The 24511-nt window shown below is 43.2% G+C and carries 27 protein-coding genes and 1 tRNA gene; 21 read left to right on the forward strand and 7 right to left on the reverse strand.

Annotated features, from left to right (window positions below; all coding sequences use genetic code 11):
- Positions 1-12 precede the first annotated feature (12 nt).
- From QJ048_RS06515 to QJ048_RS06575, 14 genes are all read left to right on the forward strand, one after another.
- Positions 13-1263, forward strand: coding sequence for a CinA family nicotinamide mononucleotide deamidase-related protein (locus QJ048_RS06515; protein WP_282333530.1), 1251 nt, complete (start codon positions 13-15; stop codon positions 1261-1263).
- 182 nt (positions 1264-1445) lie between these two features.
- Positions 1446-2840: a dihydrolipoamide acetyltransferase family protein gene (locus QJ048_RS06520; protein ID WP_282333531.1), complete on the forward strand. Its 1395-nt coding sequence runs from the start codon at positions 1446-1448 to the stop codon at positions 2838-2840.
- Between the two features lie 47 nt (positions 2841-2887).
- Positions 2888-2960: transfer RNA gene (locus QJ048_RS06525), tRNA-Lys, on the forward strand.
- 244 nt (positions 2961-3204) lie between these two features.
- Positions 3205-3714 (forward strand): Arm DNA-binding domain-containing protein, encoded by a 510-nt coding sequence (locus tag QJ048_RS23425; RefSeq protein WP_425607786.1) that lies wholly within the window; start codon positions 3205-3207, stop codon positions 3712-3714.
- Positions 3638-4024 carry a phage integrase SAM-like domain-containing protein gene (locus tag QJ048_RS06530; protein WP_282333532.1) on the forward strand — a complete coding sequence of 129 codons (387 nt, stop codon included), beginning with the start codon at positions 3638-3640 and terminating at the stop codon, positions 4022-4024. The genes QJ048_RS23425 and QJ048_RS06530 overlap by 77 nt, the downstream gene beginning before the upstream one ends.
- Positions 4017-4565, forward strand: a complete 549-nt coding sequence (locus QJ048_RS06535; RefSeq protein WP_282333533.1) for a hypothetical protein — start codon at positions 4017-4019, stop codon at positions 4563-4565. Before QJ048_RS06530 ends, QJ048_RS06535 begins: the two co-directional genes overlap by 8 nt.
- Positions 4566-4736: 171 nt before the next feature.
- Entirely contained in the window at positions 4737-5264 is a 528-nt protein-coding gene (locus QJ048_RS06540; RefSeq protein ID WP_282333534.1) for a hypothetical protein, read from the forward strand.
- A 72-nt stretch (positions 5265-5336) separates the two neighbouring features.
- Positions 5337-6146, forward strand: coding sequence for a hypothetical protein (locus QJ048_RS06545; RefSeq protein ID WP_282333535.1), 810 nt, complete (start codon positions 5337-5339; stop codon positions 6144-6146).
- Between the two features lie 176 nt (positions 6147-6322).
- Positions 6323-9184 carry an exo-beta-1,4-galactosidase gene (locus QJ048_RS06550; protein ID WP_282333536.1) on the forward strand — a complete coding sequence of 954 codons (2862 nt, stop codon included), beginning with the start codon at positions 6323-6325 and terminating at the stop codon, positions 9182-9184.
- Between the two features lie 42 nt (positions 9185-9226).
- The gene (locus QJ048_RS06555) at positions 9227-10354 is read left to right on the forward strand and encodes a YncE family protein (RefSeq protein WP_282333538.1); all 1128 of its coding nucleotides are present in this window, start codon (positions 9227-9229) and stop codon (positions 10352-10354) included.
- A gap of 5 nt (positions 10355-10359) precedes the next feature.
- Entirely contained in the window at positions 10360-11091 is a 732-nt protein-coding gene (locus tag QJ048_RS06560; RefSeq protein WP_282333539.1) for an alkaline phosphatase family protein, read from the forward strand.
- A gap of 75 nt (positions 11092-11166) precedes the next feature.
- Positions 11167-11490, forward strand: coding sequence for a class I SAM-dependent methyltransferase (locus QJ048_RS06565; protein WP_282333540.1), 324 nt, complete (start codon positions 11167-11169; stop codon positions 11488-11490).
- Positions 11491-11550: 60 nt separating this feature from the next.
- On the forward strand, positions 11551-11751 hold the full coding sequence (locus QJ048_RS06570; protein ID WP_282333541.1) for a hypothetical protein: 201 nt from the start codon (positions 11551-11553) through the stop codon (positions 11749-11751).
- A 204-nt stretch (positions 11752-11955) separates the two neighbouring features.
- Entirely contained in the window at positions 11956-12690 is a 735-nt protein-coding gene (locus tag QJ048_RS06575; RefSeq protein WP_282333542.1) for an alpha/beta hydrolase, read from the forward strand.
- 479 nt (positions 12691-13169) lie between these two features.
- Here the strand turns inward: QJ048_RS06575 and QJ048_RS06580 are convergent, their stop codons facing one another.
- The 4 genes from QJ048_RS06580 to QJ048_RS06595 all read right to left on the reverse strand — a co-directional run bounded on the left by QJ048_RS06580 (position 13170) and on the right by QJ048_RS06595 (position 15325).
- Complete coding sequence (locus tag QJ048_RS06580; RefSeq protein ID WP_282333543.1) at positions 13170-13646, reverse strand: T9SS type A sorting domain-containing protein; 477 nt, start codon at positions 13644-13646, stop codon at positions 13170-13172.
- A gap of 283 nt (positions 13647-13929) precedes the next feature.
- The gene (locus QJ048_RS06585) at positions 13930-14502 is read right to left on the reverse strand and encodes a dihydrofolate reductase family protein (protein ID WP_282333544.1); all 573 of its coding nucleotides are present in this window, start codon (positions 14500-14502) and stop codon (positions 13930-13932) included.
- Positions 14503-14514: 12 nt separating this feature from the next.
- A complete protein-coding gene (locus tag QJ048_RS06590; RefSeq protein WP_282333545.1) occupies positions 14515-14994 on the reverse strand; it encodes an SRPBCC domain-containing protein in 480 nt (159 codons plus the stop codon).
- 4 nt (positions 14995-14998) lie between these two features.
- The gene (locus QJ048_RS06595) at positions 14999-15325 is read right to left on the reverse strand and encodes an ArsR/SmtB family transcription factor (RefSeq protein WP_282333546.1); all 327 of its coding nucleotides are present in this window, start codon (positions 15323-15325) and stop codon (positions 14999-15001) included.
- A gap of 204 nt (positions 15326-15529) precedes the next feature.
- Here QJ048_RS06595 and QJ048_RS06600 point away from each other — a divergent pair, with 204 nt between their 5' ends.
- Genes QJ048_RS06600 through QJ048_RS23430 form a run of 6 tightly spaced genes read left to right on the forward strand, consistent with a single transcriptional unit; the run spans position 15530 to position 21765 of the window.
- Positions 15530-16396: a beta-1,6-N-acetylglucosaminyltransferase gene (locus QJ048_RS06600; RefSeq protein ID WP_282333547.1), complete on the forward strand. Its 867-nt coding sequence runs from the start codon at positions 15530-15532 to the stop codon at positions 16394-16396.
- A 42-nt stretch (positions 16397-16438) separates the two neighbouring features.
- Positions 16439-17284, forward strand: a complete 846-nt coding sequence (locus QJ048_RS06605; RefSeq protein ID WP_282333548.1) for an ABC transporter permease — start codon at positions 16439-16441, stop codon at positions 17282-17284.
- Entirely contained in the window at positions 17281-18489 is a 1209-nt protein-coding gene (locus QJ048_RS06610; RefSeq protein WP_282333549.1) for an ABC transporter ATP-binding protein, read from the forward strand. The genes QJ048_RS06605 and QJ048_RS06610 overlap by 4 nt, the downstream gene beginning before the upstream one ends.
- Positions 18479-20410 carry a glycosyltransferase family 2 protein gene (locus QJ048_RS06615; RefSeq protein WP_282333550.1) on the forward strand — a complete coding sequence of 644 codons (1932 nt, stop codon included), beginning with the start codon at positions 18479-18481 and terminating at the stop codon, positions 20408-20410. The genes QJ048_RS06610 and QJ048_RS06615 overlap by 11 nt, the downstream gene beginning before the upstream one ends.
- A 13-nt stretch (positions 20411-20423) precedes the next feature.
- A complete protein-coding gene (locus tag QJ048_RS06620; RefSeq protein ID WP_282333551.1) occupies positions 20424-21422 on the forward strand; it encodes a glycosyltransferase family 2 protein in 999 nt (332 codons plus the stop codon).
- On the forward strand, positions 21400-21765 hold the full coding sequence (locus tag QJ048_RS23430) for a transposase (protein WP_425607787.1): 366 nt from the start codon (positions 21400-21402) through the stop codon (positions 21763-21765). The genes QJ048_RS06620 and QJ048_RS23430 overlap by 23 nt, the downstream gene beginning before the upstream one ends.
- A gap of 268 nt (positions 21766-22033) precedes the next feature.
- Here QJ048_RS23430 and QJ048_RS06625 read toward each other — a convergent pair whose 3' ends face one another.
- The 3 genes from QJ048_RS06625 to QJ048_RS06635 all read right to left on the reverse strand — a co-directional run bounded on the left by QJ048_RS06625 (position 22034) and on the right by QJ048_RS06635 (position 24136).
- Positions 22034-22273, reverse strand: coding sequence for a VF530 family protein (locus QJ048_RS06625; protein ID WP_282333552.1), 240 nt, complete (start codon positions 22271-22273; stop codon positions 22034-22036).
- Between the two features lie 263 nt (positions 22274-22536).
- On the reverse strand, positions 22537-23124 hold the full coding sequence (locus QJ048_RS06630; protein WP_282333553.1) for a hypothetical protein: 588 nt from the start codon (positions 23122-23124) through the stop codon (positions 22537-22539).
- A gap of 79 nt (positions 23125-23203) precedes the next feature.
- Positions 23204-24136 (reverse strand): hypothetical protein, encoded by a 933-nt coding sequence (locus tag QJ048_RS06635; protein ID WP_282333554.1) that lies wholly within the window; start codon positions 24134-24136, stop codon positions 23204-23206.
- A 22-nt stretch (positions 24137-24158) separates the two neighbouring features.
- On the opposite strand from QJ048_RS06635, the gene QJ048_RS06640 reads away from it, so the two are divergent.
- A complete protein-coding gene (locus QJ048_RS06640) occupies positions 24159-24395 on the forward strand; it encodes a hypothetical protein (RefSeq protein WP_282333555.1) in 237 nt (78 codons plus the stop codon).
- Positions 24396-24511 lie beyond the last annotated feature (116 nt).

The raw sequence follows: 24511 nt of genomic DNA on the forward strand, positions 1-24511 counted from the left end.
AAATCAGCAAACATGATCCAGGCTTCAATTATCACGATTGGCGACGAACTATTGATAGGACAGGTTATAGATACAAACAGTGCGTGGATTGCGCAACAGTTAAACGCTATTGGTGTTCCCGTAAAACGTCGCGTGGCGGTCGGCGATGCCTGGGATGCTATTTGGGACGCTCTGGATGAAGAAGGCAAACACTCCAACATTATTTTGATAACGGGCGGGCTGGGCCCGACAGCAGACGATATCACGAAGCCATTGCTTTGCGAATATTTTAACGGCAAAATGGTTAGGGATGAAAAGGTGCTCGCTCACGTAAAACATCTTTTCGAACAGGTTTTCCGCAGGCCATGGCTCGAGCCTAATGCGCAGCAGGCTGACGTCCCGGATACATGCACTGTTCTGTTCAACAGTGTGGGTACAGCACCGGGAATGATGTTTGAAAAAGAAGGCAAAGTTTTTATAAGCATGCCTGGTGTGCCGTTTGAAATGCAAACCATCATGCGCGAACATGTATTGAAGCTTTTGCCGCAGCGTTTCAAAATGGCGCACATTGCACATCGCACGTTGCTGACCGCAGGAATTGGAGAGTCGTTCCTGGCAGAAAGGATAAAGAACTTTGAAGCAAAACTCCCTTCCAATGTAAAGCTGGCTTACCTGCCATCCTACGGTATGGTGCGACTGCGCTTAACCGACACCGGTTATGATGTGGATGCCATTGAAAAAGAGATTGACGAACAATTTGCGACGCTGCAAACATTGATTCCGGATGTTTTGGTAACCAATGTAGACGAACCAATGGAAACAGTGGTCGGCAAATTATTGTTGTCAAAAAAACAAACCGTTGGAACCGCCGAAAGCTGTACCGGCGGATACATAGCGCATTTGATCACTAGCCATGCGGGTAGCAGCGCTTATTTTAAAGGAAGCGTAGTGAGTTACGACAATAAGGTAAAAACCGACTTGCTCGGTGTTACCAACGAAACCCTCCAAAAAGAAGGAGCGGTGAGTGAAGAAACGGTTATGCAAATGGTAAAAGGTGCACTGGCGCAGCTCAATACGGATTATGCTGTTGCAGTATCCGGTATTATGGGCCCCGATGGAGGGTCTGCTGAGAAACCCGTTGGCACAGTTTGGGTCGCCGTTGGAAATAATAAAAAAATTACTACACAGAAATTGTGGTTCCGCTACGAACGCAAGCGAAACATTGAACTGACGGCAATAAATGCATTGAATCTTTTGCGGAAATTTATTCTAGAAAACTCTTAACGTGTACAAAAATTCAATTCATTACCTTTGACCTTCTATAAAATCAAAAGGGAAAAGTAAAAAGTAAAAAATGATCGAATAACATGGTTTTGATCGGGTTGCAACCATTTTTTGACTTATAACTTTCAAATTTTGACTTTCATTCTAACGATTGTTGACCTAATAAATTAAATGAGAAATTTATGGCCTTAGTTGACCTTGTAATGCCAAAAATGGGAGAAAGCATTATGGAAGCCACCATATTAAAGTGGCTCAAAAAGCCCGGTGATATGATAGTACAGGATGAAACTGTGCTGGAAATAGCCACGGACAAAGTCGATAGCGAAGTTCCTGCAACAGAAGATGGTGTAATAGAAGAAATTTTATTTAAGGAAAATGAGGTAGTTCCCGTTGGAGCCGTGATCGCCAGGATCCGCACCGACGTTGCTGCAGGCGGCCCCTCTTCCCAACCAATCGCTGCTCCGGTACATCAGGCATCTCAGGCAGCAGAAGCTGTACAGAGCCATGGCGGCGGCAACGGATATACTTCAGTTGCTGAAGAAGCGAAAGCACCGGTACTTAACAGTAATAAGTTTTATTCTCCTCTTGTACTGAATATTGCTGCAAATGAAGGCGTAAGTCTGCATGAGCTTGAAAACATCGAAGGCACAGGCAACGAAGGACGGGTTACCAAAAACGATATATTAAGATACGTAAACGATAAAAAAGCAGGCGTAGTTACACAAGCTGCACCAAAACCTCAACCGGTTGTTGAGGAAAAAACTGCCATCACTTTCAAACAGGATGCACCGGTTGTAGCTGACAACACTAATGTGGTGACTGCAGGACCGAAACCGCCTGCCACTATTTATAATGTTGGCCAGGACGCTGACGTTGAGATCATCGAAATGGATCGCCAGCGTAAATTGATTGCCGAGCACATGGTAAGAAGTAAGCACACGAGCCCGCACGTTACAAGTTTCTCCGAAGCAGACGTAACCAACATGGTGCTGTGGCGCGATAAAGTGAAAAAGAATTTCGAAAAGCAAGAGGGGACAAAGATCACCTTCATGCCTTTGTTTATCGAAGCTATTGCGCGTTGCATCAAAAAATATCCGCTCATCAACAGCTCGCTGGAAGGAGATAAGATATACGTTAAAAAAGACATCAACATTGGTATGGCGACTGCTTTACCAAGTGGTAACCTGATCGTGCCAGTAATTAAAAATGCTGATCAATTAAACCTTGTTGGTTTGGCTAAACAAGTAAATAGCCTTGCCGACAAAGCACGCACCAGTAAATTAAAGCCAACCGATACACAAAGCGGAACCTTTACGCTAACAAATGTGGGTTCATTTGGAAGTCTTATGGGTACACCGATCATCAACCAGCCACAAGTTGCGATACTGGCAGTTGGTGCCATTAAGAAACGTGCAGTTGTGATCGAAACACCGCAAGGCGATGCGATAGCGATCCGTCACATGATCTATCTAAGCATGAGCTATGATCACCGAATTGTAGATGGCAGTCTCGGCGCCACTTTTTTAACTGCGGTAGCAAATGAGTTAGAAAACTTTGATGTAAACCGTTCGATTTAATAAATTTGTTATCTTCATTCAACAGTTAGCCTATTGCTGACTGTTATGTCTCCGTAGCTCAGTTGGTAGAGCAATTGACTCTTAATCAATGGGTCTAGGGTTCGAGTCCCTACGGGGACACTGGTATAAAGCCAAATTGTTAGAAACCTGTATAAAATGAGCGTTTTATGCAGGTTTTTTCATTTTAATATGTCAAAAAGCCTCAAAAGAATACAAATCAAAAGGTGAGCAAAAAGGTGCGTCAGGTTTTTTAATTAAATTGACGCACCTCCAACACGTTCAAATTCTTTACTGGCCTACATCTCACCTTTCTCAACTCGGCATTTTGTTGATTCTATTAAATCACAGTTAAAAACTTTTGAGTATGTACCAGGTACATCAGGCATTGACATTGCTATTTTGGCCGAAAAAACAGAAGGTCATTGATTCAAAGTCGGTAATTTATGTCCGGCTGACGGTAAACAACCAGCGCGTTGAAATTTCAACGGGCATTTCTATCGATCCTTTATTATGGGATCAAAAAGCGCAAAAGGTCATAGGAAAGACGGAGGCGGCAAAAAACATCAATGTCCAGCTTAGCTCCATTGTTAGTAACATTAATAAGAACTTCAGTATCCTAACTTCGCTGGATAAAACGGTTACGGCAGAGCTGTTAAAAAACGCCTATGTGGGTATTGGGCCAAAGCCAAGGTCACTGTGCGATATTTTTGATTTTCACATTCAAAAGTTCGAACAAAAAGTAAAGGCTGGTCACAAATCGCCCGGAAGTTTAGCAAGGTTTAAAATTGCTAAACAAGGTGATTGCATTTATGAAATCACAATATGGTGTAACCGACAGAAAGTTGTTCGAGTTGAAATACTCATTCATTGCTGACTTTGAACACTATTTAATGGCTATTGAAGGATCATGCTACAATACGGCAACGAAATATCTCAAGATTCTAAAACAGGTTGTTATTGTTGCGGTTGAACAGGAATGGATACCCGCAAGTCCTTTCCAAACTTTCAAATGCACCTATGAAGAGTCAGTCAGGCATAAGCTAACGATGCAGGAAATTTCCGCCATGTACTTAAAAGAGTTTAACTCCGATAGATTAAGGGCGGTACGAGATGTTTATGTTTTCTGTTGTTATACAGGCTTCGCTTACCAGGACGTTTACAATCTGACTCCCGGTGTTGATTGATGTAGGGGCACTTAGATTTACCGGCAAGACAAAAAAGCAATTGCTATGGGAAGCATCTTTTGTGCAGTCCAAAGCGGGCAAACACATTCCGGCCCACCAGTCTTTTTTCAAAGATCCACTACCCGTGTTTGATTTACCCATGCTCGAAGACCATCCTTTGGAAGATATGTTGCAGGAAATCGAAACGCTTCGCTTTCCGCTGGGCAACATCTTTGACCTCTTACAAGATGATCCTTACGCGTACAAGCTTGCCAAAGATATTCCTGGCTTGCTGGGAAAAGAAGCGGTGTTCATTGGTTACCTCGTTTGTACGAAAGATACCTATACAAAGAAAGAACAGCAGCTTATGCATTTTGGTACCTGGGTCGACGCCGAAGGCAACTGGCTAGACTCCGTGCATTTTCCGAACGCGGCCATGCGTTATACATTCCAGGGAAGAGGCTTTTATAAAATCAAAGGACTGATCGTGGAAGAGTTTGGGGAGTATGCGATCAACGTCACGGGGATGGTGAAGGTGGGGATAAAACAGGTGAGGGGATAGCGGGTCCGTGCCATATCCACCCCAATGACATTGTCTAAGTGTTTGTATGTATGCTTTTGTTAACGCCTGATTAAAGTATTGCCAAAATGAAAAAATAGCTTTTTATTTAGTGTCGAGTTTTCACAACTGCTATCATAGTTCACCCAACCCTAATTTCTACATTACATGCATATGAAAATCAAATTGTCCTTTCTTTTTGTAGCCGGTTTACTTTTTATTTTGAAAGCGAATGCGCAACTGGAAGCCATTCATTTATCTACCAAAAACTTCAAGGCCTGGGGATTCGGTGCTTTTTTTAATGGAAGCGTCCCTGTTTCTGACGCCGATTACGTTACCGCAGAACTGGGTCTTAGCGTATTTTCAAGCAACCAGAACAACATCGGTCTTGCCCCCTTGGTGGCTGGTTACCGGTACACCTTCAATAGAACCGGCGTCGGACTCTATGCCGAACCCAATGTTGGTTATAGCTTTGGCGGATCGGATATCCAGGTGAATACCGGCGATGGGAATTACGCTGATCAAAAAGTTGCGGGGGCCGCAGCCGGTATAACGGTCGGCTATCTGTTTCCTATCTCGGAAGGCGCCTTGCCGATACAATTTAACCTCGGTGTACGGTATGAACACATTTTCGCACCGGTTGGTATCCATATGGTATCCCTCAGAATTGCCCATGCCTTTTGTTTCGGACGAAGAGATTGATGCGACTGGCCATGTCCGTTAGCATTTAGCCTTGACATCATTGTTTTACCCTTTGATAATCTATCATTACTTATGAAATGTTTTATATATGCTGCATCTGCTGCACTTCTTGTCTGCTCCGCGATTGCTTGTCAGAAAAACGCAGACATTTCTCCTCAATTGATTGGTGACACAGTTCTTACGAAGTGTTCTATGTTTTTTCACGTCACTGCCACCAATGAACAATATCCCGTCCGTGTTAATTATTGGATGACAGGAAAGGAGATATCCAAAATCTCCATTGAACCTGGCGACACGCTTTATGATTTTGTGCGTAACGATAAAGGGAATCTCATCCATTTTAGGGACCAAACTGCTACTGTAAAAGGAGAGACGACTAGCGCTTCAACTTATGAACTTTCTTATACACAGGATAAGATTACCATGATAGAGAACTGGCAGTCTTTTGAAAACGGTTATAGTGGTGTAACTACCCGATTTTTAACCTTGAAGGATAGTCTTATTACAACCATTGAAGAATGGGATGGTCAGCAGTTGAATGAGAAAACAGACTATGTGTATGATGCGTCTGGCAATGTTATCAAAGAAATGCGAAGCGTTGCGAAAGAAACCATTACATACACCTATTTTAAGGAGTACAGGAATCCACTCTTGATCAATGGAGAATGCCGTTTAATTAATTTTCTTTTTGGCGCCGGGAGTTACATGAGCCCGAATTACACTGCCACTGAAACTAATAAACCAGATGGCAATAATGCCCCAAATTATACCGTTATCGCAAAATACGTGGTGAATGATCACTGGGGTAGCTTCCCTACCAAAGTGCATGCAAGCTCAGATGTGGAGACAATCGATTTTTCTTATGATTATTCAGTTAGATAAAATAGATAATCAGGACAGAATTTGTGTTTGCGCAAATTTTGTTATGAATTCCTCGACCAGTCATGCCATGTCGAGCCTTACATTATTTCCTGAAAGATTAGGCTACTTTGATGAATAGGCAAGAACTTTCAATTTTACGTAAACTGCCTTGGAATATTCAAGCACAAAAAATCAGCATGAAAAAATTCATTCTTTTTATCGGGATATGTATTTGTGTTCAGTTGGTCAAGGCACAGGAAATTTCACTTGCCGGAGAATGGCGATTTGCAATAGACGCAATGGACAGTGGGATTGGTAAAAAATGGTTTGCGACTGCCCTGCCAGACAAAATTATCCTGCCTGGGTCGATGGCTGAAAATAGCAAGGGCAATGACATCACATTAAAAACGAAATGGACTGGAAGCATCTATGATAGTTCTTTTTATTTTAATCCGAAATATGAGAAATATCATCAACCCGGTAATATTTATTTCCCATTTTGGTTAACCCCTTCAAAGTATTATGTCGGTGCAGCCTGGTACCAGAAAATGGTGCGTATACCTGCCAATTGGAAGGGGAAAAGGATTGTACTCTTTTTAGAAAGAGCCCATATCGAAACACGCCTATGGATAGACGATAAAGAAATAGGTTTGCAAAACAGCCTTGTTGCTGCTCATCAGTATGATGTATCTAAATATCTTCATCCGGGTATTCATCGAATCACGGTCTGCGTCGATAATCGTTTAAAAGTCAACGTTGGCGTTGATTCACACAGTGTGACTGATCACACGCAAGGTAATTGGAATGGCCTTGTGGGTAAGTTAAACCTTCAAGCCAGTTCTCCCGTTTATTTCGAGGATATTCAAATCTTCCCTGACCTGAAAAAAAAACAAGCCAGAGTTCGATTGGTGGTAAAGAATGCCAGCGCTGAAAAAACTTCCGGCCGGGTATCAATTTCGGCCCAAAGTTTTAATTGTGCTGTCAATGATAAAACAGCCGTTTTTTCAAAAGACTTTTCATTATCAAAAGGGGAGATCGATACGTTGGTAGTTGCCATGACCTTTGATGATAACATGCAGGTTTGGGATGAATTCAATCCCGCGCTATATAGATTAACGGCTAGTTTAAAAATAGGGAATAGTGAAAGTTCAACACTCGTTCAATTCGGCATGAGAGAGTTTAAAACAGATGGAAAAAAGTTTCTTATCAATGGACGGCCGGTGTTTTTGCGAGGGACATTGCATAATTGTGAATTTCCCCTTACTGGTTATCCGGCAACGGATGTCGGGACCTGGGAACGCTTGTTTAAAATTGCGAAGGCCCATGGATTAAACCATATCCGTTTTCATTCATGGTGTCCGCCAGAAGCGGCTTTTATTGCCGCAGATATTGTAGGTCTTTATATCCAGCCGGAGGGACCAAGCTGGCCCAATCATGGGGTTAAGATCGGCATGGGTGAACCTATTGATCAATACCTATATGATGAAACAAACCGCATGGCAAAAAGCTATGGCAATTATGCGTCGTTTGTCATGCTCTCTGCTGGCAACGAGCCTGCCGGTAACCAGGTAAATTATTTAAATGAGTTCGTAGACTATTGGAAAAGCAGAGATAATCGCCGTGTATACACTGGTATGAGTGTTGGTGGCAGTTGGCCCGTGGTTCCCCATGCCGAATACCTTGTAAGAGGGGGAATTCGTGGCCTTGCATGGGATGCTCCACCTGAAACAATGTCAGATTTTAGTGAGCCGATATCAAAGTTCATTGTGCCTTTTGTTGCCCATGAAATTGGTCAGTATTGTGCTTTTCCAGATTTTGATGCAATAAAGAAATATACCGGAGTGTATCGTGCCAAGAATTTTGAAATGTTCCAACAGGATTTAGCCGACCACGGTATGTTGGAGCAAGCCCATGATTTTTTAGTGGCCTCCGGTAAATTGCAGGCACTGTGTTATAAACACGAAATTGAAAAGATGTTGCGCACGCCGGAGTATGCGGGATTTCAACTGCTCGGATTGCAGGATTTTCCAGGGCAGGGGACTGCTTTAGTGGGTATTTTAGATGCATTTTGGGATGAAAAAGGGTATATCTCTGCAAAAGCGTTCGCTCGTTTCTGCAATGCTACCGTTCCGCTTGCCCGTCTTTCAAAATTTGTTTTCACCAATAATGAGTCATTTGAAGCGCGTATTGATATTTTCCACTCAGGTCATGCGCCTATTCGTAATGCCGTTCTTGAATGGGTCATCAAAGATGAGAAGGGTAAACTAATAGCAAACGGGCAGTTCAATGCTGGTACTATCGCAATTGGTAACGGCATTCCGATTGGTCAAATCCAGTTGCCATTAAGCGCTGTTACAAAACCATCCAGACTGAATCTTGAAGTGTCATTAAAAAATACAGCTTTCGTGAATGATTGGGACTTCTGGGTTTATCCTGCGAATTTGAGCATAGCCGACAGTGGTGTGTATTACACCACCCAAATGGATGAGCGTGCAAAAAGTGTTTTAGAAAATGGAGGGAAAGTCTTTCTCAACGCGGCTGGAAAAGTTATCAAGGGAAAAGAAGTTGCTATGCATTTCCTTCCTGTATTTTGGAATACCTCATGGTTTCAAATGAAACCACCTCATGTAACGGGCATGCTTATACAGGATCAAAGCAAAGCATTTACTGATTTCCCAACAAGTGGTCATGCTGACTTGCAATGGTGGGCCATTCAACATCGTTCACAGGTAATGGTTTTGGAAGATTTTCCCAAAGGATTTAAACCCCTGGTGCAACCAATTGATACCTGGTTTATTAATAGAAGGCTAGGCTTGATTTTGGAGGCAAGAGTAGGGAAAGGTAAAATAATTGTGAGCAGCGCCAATTTGAATGAAAATGCGAATGATCCAGCTGCAAAGCAACTGTACTACAGCCTTTTAAAGTATATGGCGTCCAACCAATTCAATCCGAAGGATAATGTGCGTTATGAAGTAATAAAAGATTTGTTTGTAAGTCCTTCCAGGGAACAATACAGGATGTATACCGCTGACAGTCCAGAAGAATTAAAACCCAAATAGGCATATGACGATAATAGTACAACGGAAATCTATTGGAGTGCCGTGGGTAACGCCGGTACATCTGTTGTATTATGCGCCGCATGGGACGGTAAAAATATAACCGTAAAAAGTGTGGCTGATTTTAAAGCCGTTGCCCCGGCCCCGCTCGCTTTGCCCAATGAAGTAATGATCAATAAAGAGGCAGAGGGCAAAATGTTATATGTCGTGCTCAATGGCAATAATCAATTGGTGAAGATCAATTTGGACACGCACACCACCGTGTACAGTGTCAATGCAGGTGTTGCTCCTTATGGCTTGACAATGGTCAACCACAAGGTTTTTGTTACCAACTGGGGCGGCCAAATTCCCACTGATACAAGCGACGATAAAACTGCGGGAGTACCTTATGGCGCCGTTTCTGTCGATCCGGTGACAGGCGCTACTGCCGGCGGCAGCGTGTCGGTATTCAATCCGGATAATGGTCAATTGACAGGAGAAATTAAAGTTGGCTTGCATCCTAATGACATTATCCATAGCCCGAACGGGCAATATGTTTATGTGGCCAATGCCAATAGTGACAATGTAACGGTGTTGAATAGTGCCAGTTTAGTCGTTACCGAAACCATATCCGTGCGGTTGCACACAGCCGGGGTGGGTGATTTGGGGGACTCTCCCAATGCGCTGGCGATATCGCCCGATGGCAGTCACTTATATGTTGCGAATGGACTCGACAATGCACTCGCAGTGATCAAGCTGGGGGCAGCAGCAGCTAATCCGGGCAAGGGAGCCAGTCAAGTCGAAGGGTTTATACCCACTGAAACCTATCCCGGCGGACTGGCGATCTTGGGTGATAAACTTGTAGTGGCTAATATTGAAGGAATTGGCGCAAGGGTTAACAGCCGGGAGATAAATAACCCGGCAAAGGATAAAGCAGAAAACGAAGGCGGCGCTTATAATTCGCACAAACAAAAAGCAACTGTCACCATTATTTCTGTACCTGACGAAGCATTGCTGGCCACTTACACACAGAAAGTGAACGCATTGAATCTGGCTTACCGGACGGAACTTAGCCGGTTGAAACCCCGTAACCATATGACCCCCAAACCAAGCCGGAGCGGATTGGCGAACCTTCTGTATTTAAACATGTCCTTTACATCATCAAAGAAAACCGCACCTACGACCAGGTTTTAGGCGATATGAAAGAAGGGGATGGCGAGGCCTCTTTATGTTCGTTTGGAGCGACCATTACACCCAATCAACATCAACTGGCGAGAGATTTTCAATTAATGGATAATTATTACGTTGCCGGCAAATGCTCGGCAGAAGGTCACCAGTGGACAGATGCGGGCATGGTGACTGATTACATTGAGAAGAATGTGGGTGCATGGTACAGAAGTTACCCGCACGTACAATATGATGCACTTGTTTACGGTGCAAACGGATTTATCTGGAACCATGCTTTATCCTATGGTAAATCCGTTAGAATTTATGGAGAAGCTTGTAGGGCAACCTATCAAAAAAAGGATTTGATCACCCAGTTCCAGGACCCGGAGCAGCGCAAGGCATTTGCGTTTACCAATGTATCTACCATTGCCGGAGTGCGTCCTATTCTGTCTCAAAATTATCCCGCCGGGGATGACCTACCGATCAGTGATCAGTACCGCGCCGATGGCTTTATCAAAGAATTAAATGAATATGAAAACATGGCGGGTGACCAGCTACCTCAACTGATGGTGATGGCATTAAGTAATGATCATACTTTGGGCACAAGGCCGGGTGCGCCAACCCCGAATGCCATGGTTGCTGATAATGACCTGGCACTGGGAAGGATCATTGAAGCCCTTTCCCACAGCCGTTTTTGGAAGGAAACGGTCATCTTTGTAACAGAAGATGATTCCCAGGCCGGCTGGGACCACGTTTCGGCCTAACGGACGACAGGATTTGTGATTAGTCCGTACAGCCGGTTACAAAAGACGATCCACACCAATTATAATCAAACCTGCATGTTGCGCTCCATCGAACAGATTTTAGGCATTCCGCCCATGAATATTATAGATGCTACAGCTTCGCCCATGTTCTCCTGTTTTTCTGACACCGCGGTTTATACGCCCTACCTATGCCTGGCCAACCGGGTACCAATAAACGAAATGAATAAAGCGCTCAGCACTTTACAAGGCAAGGACCATTATTTTGCCGAGATGTCTTCAATGCCAGCATTTGATTTACTGGACAGGGGTGATGATCAGTTGATGAACCGCATTTTATGGCATTACAGCAATAAAAATAGGCGCTATCCCAAACGCTTTGCAGGTAAGGATGAAGATTGAGACAGGCTTTTTTTCAAAAATAAAGCAAATGACAAGCAAGGAAAATATTAAACGTAACTAGTGGCTAATAACTTTTCTTCTTGTTGGCTCACTATTACGCAGCTTTGGGTATACTTTGTTGGGTTTCCAAATGCACAAAAAGCATATATAGTTTTTTACAAAACAAATATCGACAATGGAACGATTACGAATGTATACGCCGGTAATGGTGCTACGCGTTTTCGGATTGCAGGCATGGACGTCGAGTTAGGAAGGCATTAAGGGATTAGACCTGAGTGAATTTGTATATCCTGGAGTCAACGGCATGAAGGATCAGGATGGCTTTGTGCTTCCTTTTATAAACGGGACAAAATATACGTTTGATTCACTGGTGGAACAGATACAATGCTTAAATTTACGGCGTTCGAGCTTATGCAAGCATTGCTAAGTTAACAATAGTATAAGCAACAGTGATATAGAAAAGTTATGATCAAGAAGAAACGGCGAATACCAAAAATAGTAACCACAGTTTGGATAACGATTGGAACAGCTTTTACATTTTGGTTATTTTATTCTTATCAATCTCATGGCATTGATAGGCGGCTATTTCAGAGTAACCTCAAAGTAACTGTTGATATTACAAATGCCTTCTACTTATTTACTCCAACCAAAGAATTTAGGAACGTGTTCATTTTTTATCCAGGGGCAATAGTGGATCCAAAAGCGTATATACCACTTTGTAGAAGCGTTTCGGAAAGCGGCATACAGGTGTATTTAATAAAAATGCCCTGGAGACTTGCATCAACCGGCTATAACAAACCCAAAGAATTGGATTTGTTTTCCGATACAACTAAAACTTATATTCTATCTGGGCATTCGCAAGGAGCAAAAATGGCGGCACAATTCGTGTATGAAAATCTTGGCCTCGTAGATAAACTTATTTTGATTGGAACTTCGCATCCGAGAGACATCTCGCTTGCTGATTGCAAAATTCCAATTCTAAAAATATACGGTTCAAAAGATGGCATAGCCGACGAAAAATCAGTACTTGCAAATAAATCCAAACTCCCTGAAAACGCGAAATTTGCAAGAATAGCCGGGGCAAATCATTCTCAATTTGGTTTCTACGGATTTCAATTGGGCGACAATAGAGCTGATATTGAAAGAGATCAGCAACTAGCAGAGACTTTAAAGAATATATTGGAGTTTGTAAATAATTAACTCAACTTGATTGCAATAAATTGCGTCTTAATCTTAAAAGATATTTTGCCAAAAGTCCAATTGTTGTCGGTTGGTCTTGGTCGTTTCCTTTCAATTGGGTAGCGTCATACCGCTCCGTTGTCAGGAACTGAATATCCTTCACCTTTGTAAATGCCTTCGCATTTTTTTTCAAAGTGATTTACGTTGACCATAACTTTAAGGTTTTTTAGGTGCAACGAAATCAACCAACTCAATTTTAGCGCCAAGGGCAAAAGCAATTTTCGAAAGAAAATCTAACCCAACTAAATAACGCGGAACGCATTGCATTTTCATTGCAAAGAAACAGCGAAGAGAAGGTGGTTATCAAGTCCGGTTTTTTGTTGGACTCTCGAAGACCAATTTCCACGATTCTTCATCTCTGTTGGATGATGCCCTAGCAATAGTTGTGAGCATCATTCACTTATTACGCAGCAGATGATAAGAATTCTTTAACATAGATTCTATTTGTTTATAGCTTCAAAAACTTCAAATAGACAGATTCTCCATTGGGGTTTTTTTAATATAGCAACGTAATAACCAGGTGAAAGCGTTTGTACAGGAATCAACAGTTGTTTTTTCCCTATCAGATCTTGGAAAAATATTTTTCTTTCTCCTGAAATGTTAACAATTTCAAGGTTTAGCCACTCTTCGTTCAATTTTAATTCAGTGATTGTTAACAATGAACTAACCGGATTTGGATAGAGTGTTACTCCCTGCGTTATGGAATCCGTTTGAGTTAAAATAAAGGCTAATGTATTACTTGAAATTGTCGCGGGGACAACGGCGCAGGTAGAATTCGTATTCAAGACGGCCCTTATTTTATCCCCTGTCTGTAAAGGATGGTATATTATGATTGAATAGTTTTCGCCTGCAACTGTGGCAACAAATGTAACGTTATCTCCTTTGCATATTGTGGTTAATGAAGCTTTGATTGACACGTTTGCGGGTTTATTTGCGTTCACTACTATAGCAACTACACCGCTTTCTGCTGAAGCGGGTTGGGTAAGTCTTGCCAGATTCCGACCTATTGCCCCATGTCATTTCTGAATTCATTTGGATTTATTCGCCTTACGGAATCCAGAACGGACTGCGATTTTACAGAAAAATTCTGTGTTATAAATAACAGAGTGATTGTTACATTTTTCACCCAGTGGATTTGAAGTCAATGTTTATATTTTCGTTTGTTTCAATGACCGCTAATATCCTGTTAGCGGTTCGTTGTTATTGTCTGTCCACTATGTAATTCAGTTCAGTTACCCCACAAGTAAATTGTCTGGTAGTCGCCAGGTTTAGTTTTATTTTGTCTTTGATGTCTACAAACAATGGAATGCCTCGTCCAAGAATAATTGGATTAACAAATAGCCAATAGCCATCAATTAAGTTCTGTTGAATAAGTGAATGTGTGGCTGTCGGGCTACCAAAAAGCAAGACTTCTCCACCTGCCTGTTGTTTTATTTCGCTTATTTTATCTGAAACGTTGTCGCTAATAATTGTTGTATCAGTCAAACCCGCGTCTTTCATTGTTTTCGATAACACAACTTTGTGAATTTTGTTATACCACTTTGAATGTTGAATGTCGTGCTTGGTCGCATCCGGCTTGTCTCCTGCGGTAGGCCAGTAATTTTCCATCATCTGGTAAGTTACTCGTCCGTATACTGCTGTATCGGTTTCGCCGATCCGCTTGCCAACATGATCAAAAATTTCTTCACCATGGTTGATCCAGTTCATCTCTCCGTTCGGTCCTGCTACAAAACCGTCAAGCGATATGTGCATAAATGAAATTATTTTTCTCATATTTTTTATTATTTATGGTTTGTTACTTTGTAATATTTTAATATAGTTTTCAAGTCGATTTAAAGTCTGCTTGCCACCTTCAATGGCATTTACGCGTCTATTCAGTTCTTCAATAATTTCTTTTGACTTAAATATTGACTTCATTGTCAGCAATGTTTTTCCTTCAACCTCTGCAAATGAAATTGAAACAGTAAAGTCATAATCTTCGCTTTCGCCAAAATGTTTATAAGATAAAAGGGAAGGTTTTTCTACTTCCAAATACTCAACTTTGCTATCCCAGTCCTGTCCCCAACCATGCATAATAGAATCCCAGGTTTTGCCAGATTCTACATTCATTGATTTTATAGTCAGCGAAAAACCATCTGGCCCCCACCATTCTTTTATATGCTCCGGGGTGGTCCATACTTCCCAAACCAAATCCCTTGGAGCATCGAGCATTCTCGTATGTATAAGACTGTTCCCTTCTTGTTTGAATGTATTATACTTCTCCATCTGTCTATTTTTTCTTTTTTTGAATTTTAGCCAGATAATTTTCCAATGAGTCTAATTTATTGTCCCAATAGTTTCGATATTGATCTACCCAGTCTGTTACTTCCTTTAATCTTTCGAGTTTGGCTTCGCAATATCTTTCCCTGCCCTGCTGTTTGATTACAATAAGACCACAATCGTTAAGAAATTGTACATGCAATGAAACTGCCTGACGGGTAATATCAAACTCCCTGGCAATAGCATTAACATTTAGTGATTTCCGAGCCAGCATACCAATAATTTGCCTGCGGGTTGGATCTGCTATTGCCTGAAAGATGTCTTTTGTTGGTGCCATATTGCGCAAGTGATTTCTTGCAAATGTATATGCAAGGTTTGACTTGCGCAAATTTATTTTAACCAATCCTATAAAAAATGGACATATCGCGCCTGACCACAGCTTCGAAATTCTTAGCCGGCATTTGCATATATAGATAATCTTAGTACTTTTAATACATAGACTTTACTATGTGGTTATAGTAAACCTACAGAACGTACTATTATGAAAATGGCCAATATAGTTATCCTGCATCAGTATCCAGGATTGGCGGCGAGAATGATTAAAAGATTGCATCATCCGCAATTTGATTTTTACCTGCACCTGGATAAAAAGGTTGATATTTTTCCGTTCGAATACCTGGCAACACTGCCTAATACCCGATTTGTAACAGGCCGGAAGAATGTGAATTGGGGTGGATTCAGCCAGTTGGAAGCTATTGAAGCATCTCTCGATGCCATATTTTCCAGTGGCCGTTCTTACGATTGCATCAATCTCCTGAGCGGGCAGGATTACCCGATTAAACCAACAGGTGATATACACGCATTTTTCGAGGCTCACCCGGGCGTCTCTTTCCTTGCTTCGGAAACACCGCCTTCACTCTGGTGGGACGAGGCTATACAGCGGATCACCCGGTATCATCTCATCGACTATAATTTTAGAGGGAAACACCGGTTGGAAAATATCCTTTCACTCCTGCTTCCGGAAAGGAATTTTTCGCTGCCGGCGCAGCTTTACGGAGGACCACTGGCTGCTTACTGGACAATAAGTGCATCCGCAGCGGTTTACCTGCAGAAATCCCTGGCGGAAAGTAACCATCGGTTTTTTTTCAAACATACCTGGTCGCCCGATGAGTTCCTGATCAATACCATTCTGATGAATAGTCCTTTCAGGGATCATATTGTCAATGATAATTACCGTTATATAGATAGATCAAAGGGCGGAGCACATCCTAAAGTGCTGACGATGGCAGATCTGAGCAGTTTGCAGTCCAGCAGCCGGTTGTTTGCAAGGAAGTTTGATCCAATCGTGGATGCCAGGGTACTGGACCGGATTGATGAAACAATCCTCCGTCCCAAAAGAAAGGTATAAACCAACGCTGGCAGCATATTAACGATATAAAGCATACAACCAATGGAAAATAAAGACGCCTGGGATTGGGAGATCAGCTCCGGTACAAAATGGTTTCAATGGCGCCTGTCGGAGATCTGGCATTATAAAGACTTGCTCCTGCGGTTTGTTAGAAGAGACCTGATTGCTAATTACCAGCAAACCTTACTGGGGCCGTTCTGGGTATTTCTGCAACCGGTACTGACCACCCTGGTATACTACCTGATTTTTGGACGAATTGTTAAGGTCTCTACCAGCGGAATTCCTCCTATCCTCTTTTATCTTTCCGGTATACTCTTCTGGGGCTACTTCTCAGATTGTCTGAATGGTACCATGTACACCTTCCTGCAAAATGCCAATGTTTTCAGTAAGGTTTATTTCCCCAGGCTCATCGTTCCTCTCAGTAGTGTGATCTCCCATACGGTGAGAACTGTCATCCAGTTGCTGTTGTTTATTTTCATATACCTGTATTACTTTTCCCAGGGAGAAATCACAGGCAGTTATTACATGTTATTAACGCCGGTGTTGCTGTTGATTACCGCTGGCTTCGGACTGGGAGCGGGGTTGATTGTAAGCGTACTCACCGCCCGCTACCGGGACCTGGATTATACCCTTCAGTTCCTGTTGCGGCTCTTTATGTTCGCTACCCCGGTGGTATACCCCACATCCATTGTGCCGGAACAATACCAGATTTTTTTCTGGCTTAACCCGCTTACAGCGGTGATAGAAACCTTCCGGGCAGGGTTCTTCTCAAATGAGCCCGTGTATATCATGCACCTGCTTTTTAGCTGTGTGGAAGTGTTGTTGCTGATACTGGTAGGTATCACCTTATTTAAAAAACAGGAATTAAAAGTAATAGATGTGATATGATCGCCATCAAAGCAGAAAATATTTCCAAATCTTATCGCCTTGGTACTATAAGCGCCGGTCGCTTGCGGGAAGATATTCGCCACTGGCTGAAGAAACAGCCGGTAGAAGATCACCTGGTATGGGCATTAAAGGAGGTGAGCTTCGAGGTAAACCAGGGAGAAGTGATGGGGTTTATCGGCAATAATGGCGCCGGTAAGTCAACCTTGTTGAAGATCATTTCCCGCATAGCTGCGCCTACTTCCGGACGGGCATTTGGTAAGGGCCGGGTGGCAAGTTTGCTGGAGGTAGGCTCAGGCTTCCATGGAGAACTCTCCGGACGCGAGAATATTTTTCTTAACGGGAATATCCTGGGCATGAAAAAACGTGAGATCCAGGCCTGCTTCGACGAAATTGTTGCCTTTTCCGGCGTAGAACAGTTTATCGATACCCCCGTAAAACGTTACTCCAGCGGCATGTATATGAGACTCGCCTTTGCAGTAGCTGCTCATCTTAACCCGGAAATCCTTGTGGTTGACGAAGTATTGGCTGTTGGGGATGTGGAATTCCAACGCAAATGCCTGGGCAAAATGAAGGAAATTTCCGGCCGCAAGGGAAAAACGGTACTGTTTGTTAGCCATAATACCCAGGCACTGCTTAATCTTTGCGACCGGGTGATTACTTTACATAAAGGTCAGCTCATCGACGATGGAAAGCCGGCAGAAGTCATTGGCAGCTACCTGAAAAATTTGCAATCAGATTATCTTTACCAGGAGTACGATACTCCTGATGCCGCGCCAGGTAACGATTATATCAGGATAAAGAAAGTATCCCTGCAATATGACACAGAATTGTTCGATATCCGGACTCCCTTTATCATCCGGTTCGAATGCTGGTACGCTGATCGGGATCCCGGCAGCCTGATCGCCGGAATACACCTGTTTAATATGGCCGGCGAATGCATATTCGATGTAGCCTCAAAAGGAGCGCCGTTGCAACCGGGCCTCATCAGCGGTGAATGCCGGATACCAGGCAATTTCCTGAACAATGGCGCCTATTACCTTTCCATCGTATTTGTAAAAGATACCACCACCCGTCTTTTCTACTTTGAAGGTTGTCTTTCGTTTAATGTGGAAGACTATCGGGAAAATACAGCCTGGTTTGGGAAATGGATGGGGTATGTACGCCCGGATTTTCCAGTAATTCTAAATCAGCAAGATGTTGTATAAAATATCTCACGTACAGCTCACGGAACTGGATACCCTCGTATTAACGGCCGGCGATCATTATGTGGTTGTTTGGTGGAATAATATCCCTTTGGGGCATGCCTGGATCGCGCAACCGGAAGAGGCACGTGAAAAACTCCGGGTAGCTATCCAACCGGCACTCGACTACTACCGGGAGCGCGGCTCTTCTTTGCATACAGTTAATACTGCCAATAGCTTATCCGTAGTGATCTGCACCCGCAACCGGCCACAATCACTCGCCATCTGTTTGCAATCCCTGTTATCCTGCACAGATCAGGATTTCGAACTGCTGGTCATTGATAACGCACCGGATGACGATGCCAGCTTTGAGGTTGTACGTAAATTCCCAACGGTAAAATATGTGCGTGAAAACAGGAAAGGACTTGACATTGCACGCAATACAGGTGCCCGTTGTGCTACCGGCGATCTTATTGCCTATACCGACGATGATGTGCAGATTCCTGTCAACTGGATTGCTAACCTCAAAGCCAGTTTCAGTGATCCGCTGGTAATGGCCGTTACAGGCCTCGTGATCCCAGCCTCACTGGATACATACGCACAATATGTTTTTGAAAAGAAATGGGGATTCAATAAAGGATATCTGCCCCGTAGGTTCGATCACCGTTATTTTCTTGATCACAGCGCTTATGGGGTACCCGCCTGGGACGTTGGCGCCGGCGCTAACATGGCCTTTCGAAAAGACGCATTCCTGCTCGCCGGTCTTTTTGACGAACGACTCGATGTGGGCGCGTCCGGCTGTAGTGGCGATTCGGAAATGTGGTACCGGGTACTGGCAGAAGGATGGAATTGTTACTACATACCGGAGCTATACGTATTTCATGAACACCGGTCATCCGATACAGGCCTGCGTCAGCAACTGTTCAGCTACATGCGCGGACATGTAAGCGCCCTGCTGGTACAGCATGAAAACTACCAGCAACGCGGGGAACTGCGGCGTTTGTACAAAGGACTGCCACACTATTATCTCAAACGGCTGAAACAATGGCTGCAACGCGACCGCGATGAAAGTCTCCGGCATATTATAACGGAGATAAAAGGGTGCTATTCAGGATGGCAGTTTTATAATGCGCATAAACAAATACAACGACAGGATATTACCGTGTTTCCATCTGCATTACGGCAACCCGCTGCGGTAACAGAACAAAGCCTTGTTTCTGTTATTATTCCCTGTTACAACCATGCGGAGTATCTGAAACAGGCTATCGACAGTGTACTTGCACAAAGCTGGAAACAGGTAGAGGTGATTGTCATTGACGATGGGTCCACCGATAACACAGCGGCAGTTTGCGCACTTTACTCAAAGCAGATTACGTATACACGCGTGGAGCGGGTAGGATTAGCCGCCGCGCGGAATATAGGCGTACAACTCAGCAAAGGACAATTCCTGATCTTCCTGGACGCAGATGATTATTTATATGCAGGCGCAGCAGAACTGCAACTGCACTACTTCAAACTATATCCACATGCAGGATTCATTTCCGGTGCACATGACCGCGTAGATAAATACGGCGCTTTCCTGAATACCGTATATAATAATGGTGATGGATATTGGTCGTTGTTGCATGGGAATTATATTGGTATGGAATCATGTGTGCTCTACAGACGAGACCTTTTTTTTCATTTCCATTTTGATACCCGGCTAGGCGTGTGTGAAGATTATGATCTCAACCTCAGTATTGCCCGACACCTTTTTGTTTTTCATCACAACAATAGAATTGCAGCCTATCGCATTCACGATATGAATATGTCCACCGATAAAGCACGTATGCTGAAAGGGGCCTGCGAGGTATTACAAAAACAGATACCTGCATTGCAGAATGAAGCCGAAAGACTCGCTTTGCAAGAGGGACTGAACAACTGGACATCCTACTATACTAAATGAAACCCGCATGGAAATGAACGAGCAGATACCAAGCAAGCCTCCGGTGATACCATCCGTTGCGCCGGATGTGCACCGTCCTCTTTGGTCGGTGATGATACCTACTTATAACTGTAGCCGTTATCTGGCGGCTACCCTGCAAAGTGTGTTGATGCAGGACCCCGGTCCCGGGCTGATGCAAATAGAAGTAGTAGATGATTGCAGCACGGACGCCGATGTAGCGGCATTGGTAGCCACCATCGGCAAAGGCCGTGTCGAATTTTACCGACAGCCGGAGAACTGTGGCAGTCCACGGAATTTTGAAACCTGTTTAAACCGCGCCAGGGGGAAGTTGATACACCTGTTGCATGGTGATGACATGGCCGGTGACGGCCTGTATACGGCTACTGCGGCACTGTTTGAGCAATATCCCGAAGCAGGCGCTGTATGTACAGGCTATACATATATCGATGAAGATGGCAATTTTGTGTGGCCGGGAAATACGCTGTTACCCGCGCCGGGCATCATTAGCAACTGGTTGCCTACCATTGCAACGCAACAGAAATTACAACCACCTGCGGTCGTTGTAAAGAGAGCGGTATATGAACATCTGGGTGGATTTTTTGGTATTCACTATGGGGAAGACTGGGAGATGTGGGTGAGAATAGCCGCACATTATCCGGTGGCCTATACCCCTCAAACGCTCGCTGCCTACCGCGTTCATACCAACAATATTACAAGCAGGTATTTTCAGTCAGGTCAGCACATTAAGGATATAAAAAAAGTTATTAACATTATACAGCCTTACCTGCCGGCACAACAGCAACGGCAGTTAAAAAGAACGGCGCAACGCAACTGGTCCCGGTATTTTGCCCGTACATCGGACATGGCCTATCATAAGTATAATAGGCCGCGGCAGGCGCTGGAACAGGCGTTACAGGCATTTTGGCTGCATCAGAATAAGGTGACGGTTTATTTTGTGTTTAAGATGTTGTTGAAGGTGTTGATACGGTATAAACAGGGCGCGCAGAGATAAGGAAAGATGCCCGGGTTATTATTTTGAGCAAACCCTTACCAAATACCAGGCTAAAAACTGCAAAGGCTGTTCACTAAGAGAGGCCTGTCATAAGCAAAAAGATAATCGGATCATAGAGGTCAATCATAACCTGAATCGCTTGAAACATAAAGCCAACAAGAGGTTGAAAACAGCCAAGGGAGTTGAAAAACGAAAGCAGCGTTGTTTTGATACTGAGCCAGTCTTCGCAAACATCAAACACAATCACAACTTCAAACGCTTTATGCTCAGAGGTATTAAGAAAGTCTCCGTTGAAACAGGATTATTGGCATTAGCTCATAACTTAAGAAAGAAAGTCGCATAAGAAAGGCGATTGAAGCCCTAGTTTTCCCCGTTCGATCAAACTTGCGCAACTCCCGCCACTACCCAATCTCTATATCAAAAATTATCTTTCCAAAATATCTGAATATCGGCATCTATATAATCACCAATACAGGGCTAGATATCCTAAAATGAAAAAACCGTCTCAAATATTTTTGAGACGGCCTCTTTTTGCGGACGGGGCGGGACTCGAATCCGTTCCCTTAGTATTTGTCAGGATGAATAATAGCAGGCAGGTAAAATATGCGCGATTACTTCAATTTGTTATGTCGCAAAGAGTATTTATAAAAATTCTCTACTTTGGTTCGTGCCCAAGGCGTTTTGCGTAGAAACTTTAGACTCGATTGTACAGAGGGATTACTGGTAAAACAATTGATGGCAACATGTTTCCCCAGCTCTTCCCATCCATAGCTTGCCTCTAAATGTTGTACAATCATTTCCAGCGTTAAGCCATGTAGCGGATCTTTTGATTTTTGCACTCCTCCTTCCATAAGGGTTGTTTATGATGTAAAGATAAACCATTGAAAAAGATTAGTGTTAGGCAAAGATGATAACCGAAATGAAAAGAAGCCGTCTTCAATTACTTGAGTGGAAAATTTGGCAATGTTAACCTCACCTCCGCACAAGAAATTACGTGTAAATCGTCGTGATGAAGCGGGGTCACTGCTGGTGTTTTTTTAGCCATCACAATTAAAAGCATATACAGGCTTTTTACGGCATATTGCCGGCACTTACTGGAACCTTTGATCCAGACCTATTTCAAATTTCTTTCAAAACGTTTTTTTGAATGTTGAAAGGCGGTTTGTTCCCAAGAGCTGTCGAAGCCATTCCAGAAAAGACGAATCAAATATCGGTTGTCGTCACCGTTACAAATTAATACGTCAATATCGTCATAGCTAAAATAGATGTTGTTATTGTCTTCACCTTTGAGGTACCTGGTATTGTCTTCAATTGCTTTTTGAATTTTTGTAAGGAACTCGGTGGCTTTTTCCTTTTCCAGGTTCTTATAAGCATATACCTGCGATGCGAATCCGTTGTTGTTTCGATACGTACCAAAAAAACCAAGTACCAGACCTTCCTTTTTTTTACTGTTACAATTATACAGCAAAGTTGTCAGTTCTCCTGAACTTGCCGCAGCAAGAGGGATCACCTCAAATTGCACGGTATTAGTTGATACGCCCAATACATTTGTAAAAAGAAATTGTTTTGAGTGGAAGAGTGCCACGTCTTTACTGAACTCTTTTGCATCCCAAAAAAATTTAAGATTATTGCCGGTTGCCATTTGTGCGGATGTTCCAATGGTTAATAAGATGGCTATCAATAATACGGCGCTTCTTTTCATGTTGAAAGTATATTAATGATTTCAGAATCGGTGACCAATACAGGTTTCCGTTTTCTTGATTTATCGTGAATGATTATACTTAATAAACCCGTATCCCAAATTTTAGTAATTTTTTTGGGAGGTGGTCATCAAGATTTTGAATGTCACTATCTGTCAGCTCAATCAATTTTAATTCATACTTTCGGTATAATTCCAATTTTTTCTGTTTACGCTCCAGGTATTTTGCATCATTTTCTAGGCCCCAAAACTCAATGTAGACTTTGCCGTTTGGTAAGTAAAAGTCTGTGTAAAGCTCTTCTTCAATCGGAACTTTCTTTTCGTAGGCATGCACCAGGCCATAATCGTAAAGTGTGTCATCTATTATTACCTCTGCTCTCGACCGCACATAATGTCCATCCTTGGTCCTGTGCTTCGCTTCAAACTTATCCCTGAAGTTGTCGGGTGTAGCTGGCGCTAGTGACGTTGCAGCAGGAGTGGGGGCGATGGCCCGTTGTGCAGGATGATCATTCGAGGTGGATTTTACCGTTTCTTTTTGTACGGGTTGGTCACTGAAGACCTCCACCAAACTTTTGTTTGACAGGATATTTTCCGGCCACAGCACATAGGAGTTTCCGGAAGTTTCGTGTTCATATTGCCGGCCTCCGACCGTCTTGCCAAGCTTGGTCAGTCCCCAACCCGAAAGGTCTTTTTCTATCCAACCAAGTTCAGACAAAATCAAATTCAATCGCTGTGATGAAATATTGAAATGTTTGCTGATGGCTGTAGCGTTGATGAGTGTAGTTTTTTTCACGTCGTCCTCAAAGATGTCCAAGGGGATGTCCTCTGGCCACACAATGTATTCACCGAATTTCGGATTCGTTCTCGTCTGTCCGCCTTTTTGTTTGCCGACAGCGGTCAATATCCATTTGTCCTGTTTTCGATCTATCCATCCAAGGGACCTTAATAGGCTGAAAAGTTCAGCCGCCGGCATGTCGAGTTCTTTTGCGATGGTGGTGGTTGACAGAAATTCCATGATCGTTTTATTTGTGTTTTGAATGCCAATTGCAGGATTATTGATGTTGCCGTTCATGGCAAGGTCTGCACACGGAAACAAGCCATTCAATCGGTTCTTTGCCGATATTGATCTTGGCATATCGCAGGTGGTGGACCTGGGTCGCCCGGGCCCCGCAATATACACAGGTCCAGTTGTCTCGTCTGAGTACTACAAAGCGCTTACGCTTCCAGGCTTCCGACTTGAGGTATACATTCCTGTAATAGTCGCGACGACTTAGGGGCTTGGATTCGGATCGCGAAAGCCGAGTTAACTTGTCGAGCGCAACAATGAATATTGCAGCGACAATGAATAATAACATTAGGATGTCCATTGTGTTGGATTTATAGCATTGGT

It is taken from the genome of Pinibacter soli (assembly GCF_029961145.1).
Taxonomy (GTDB): Bacteria; Bacteroidota; Bacteroidia; order Chitinophagales; family Chitinophagaceae; genus Pinibacter; species Pinibacter soli.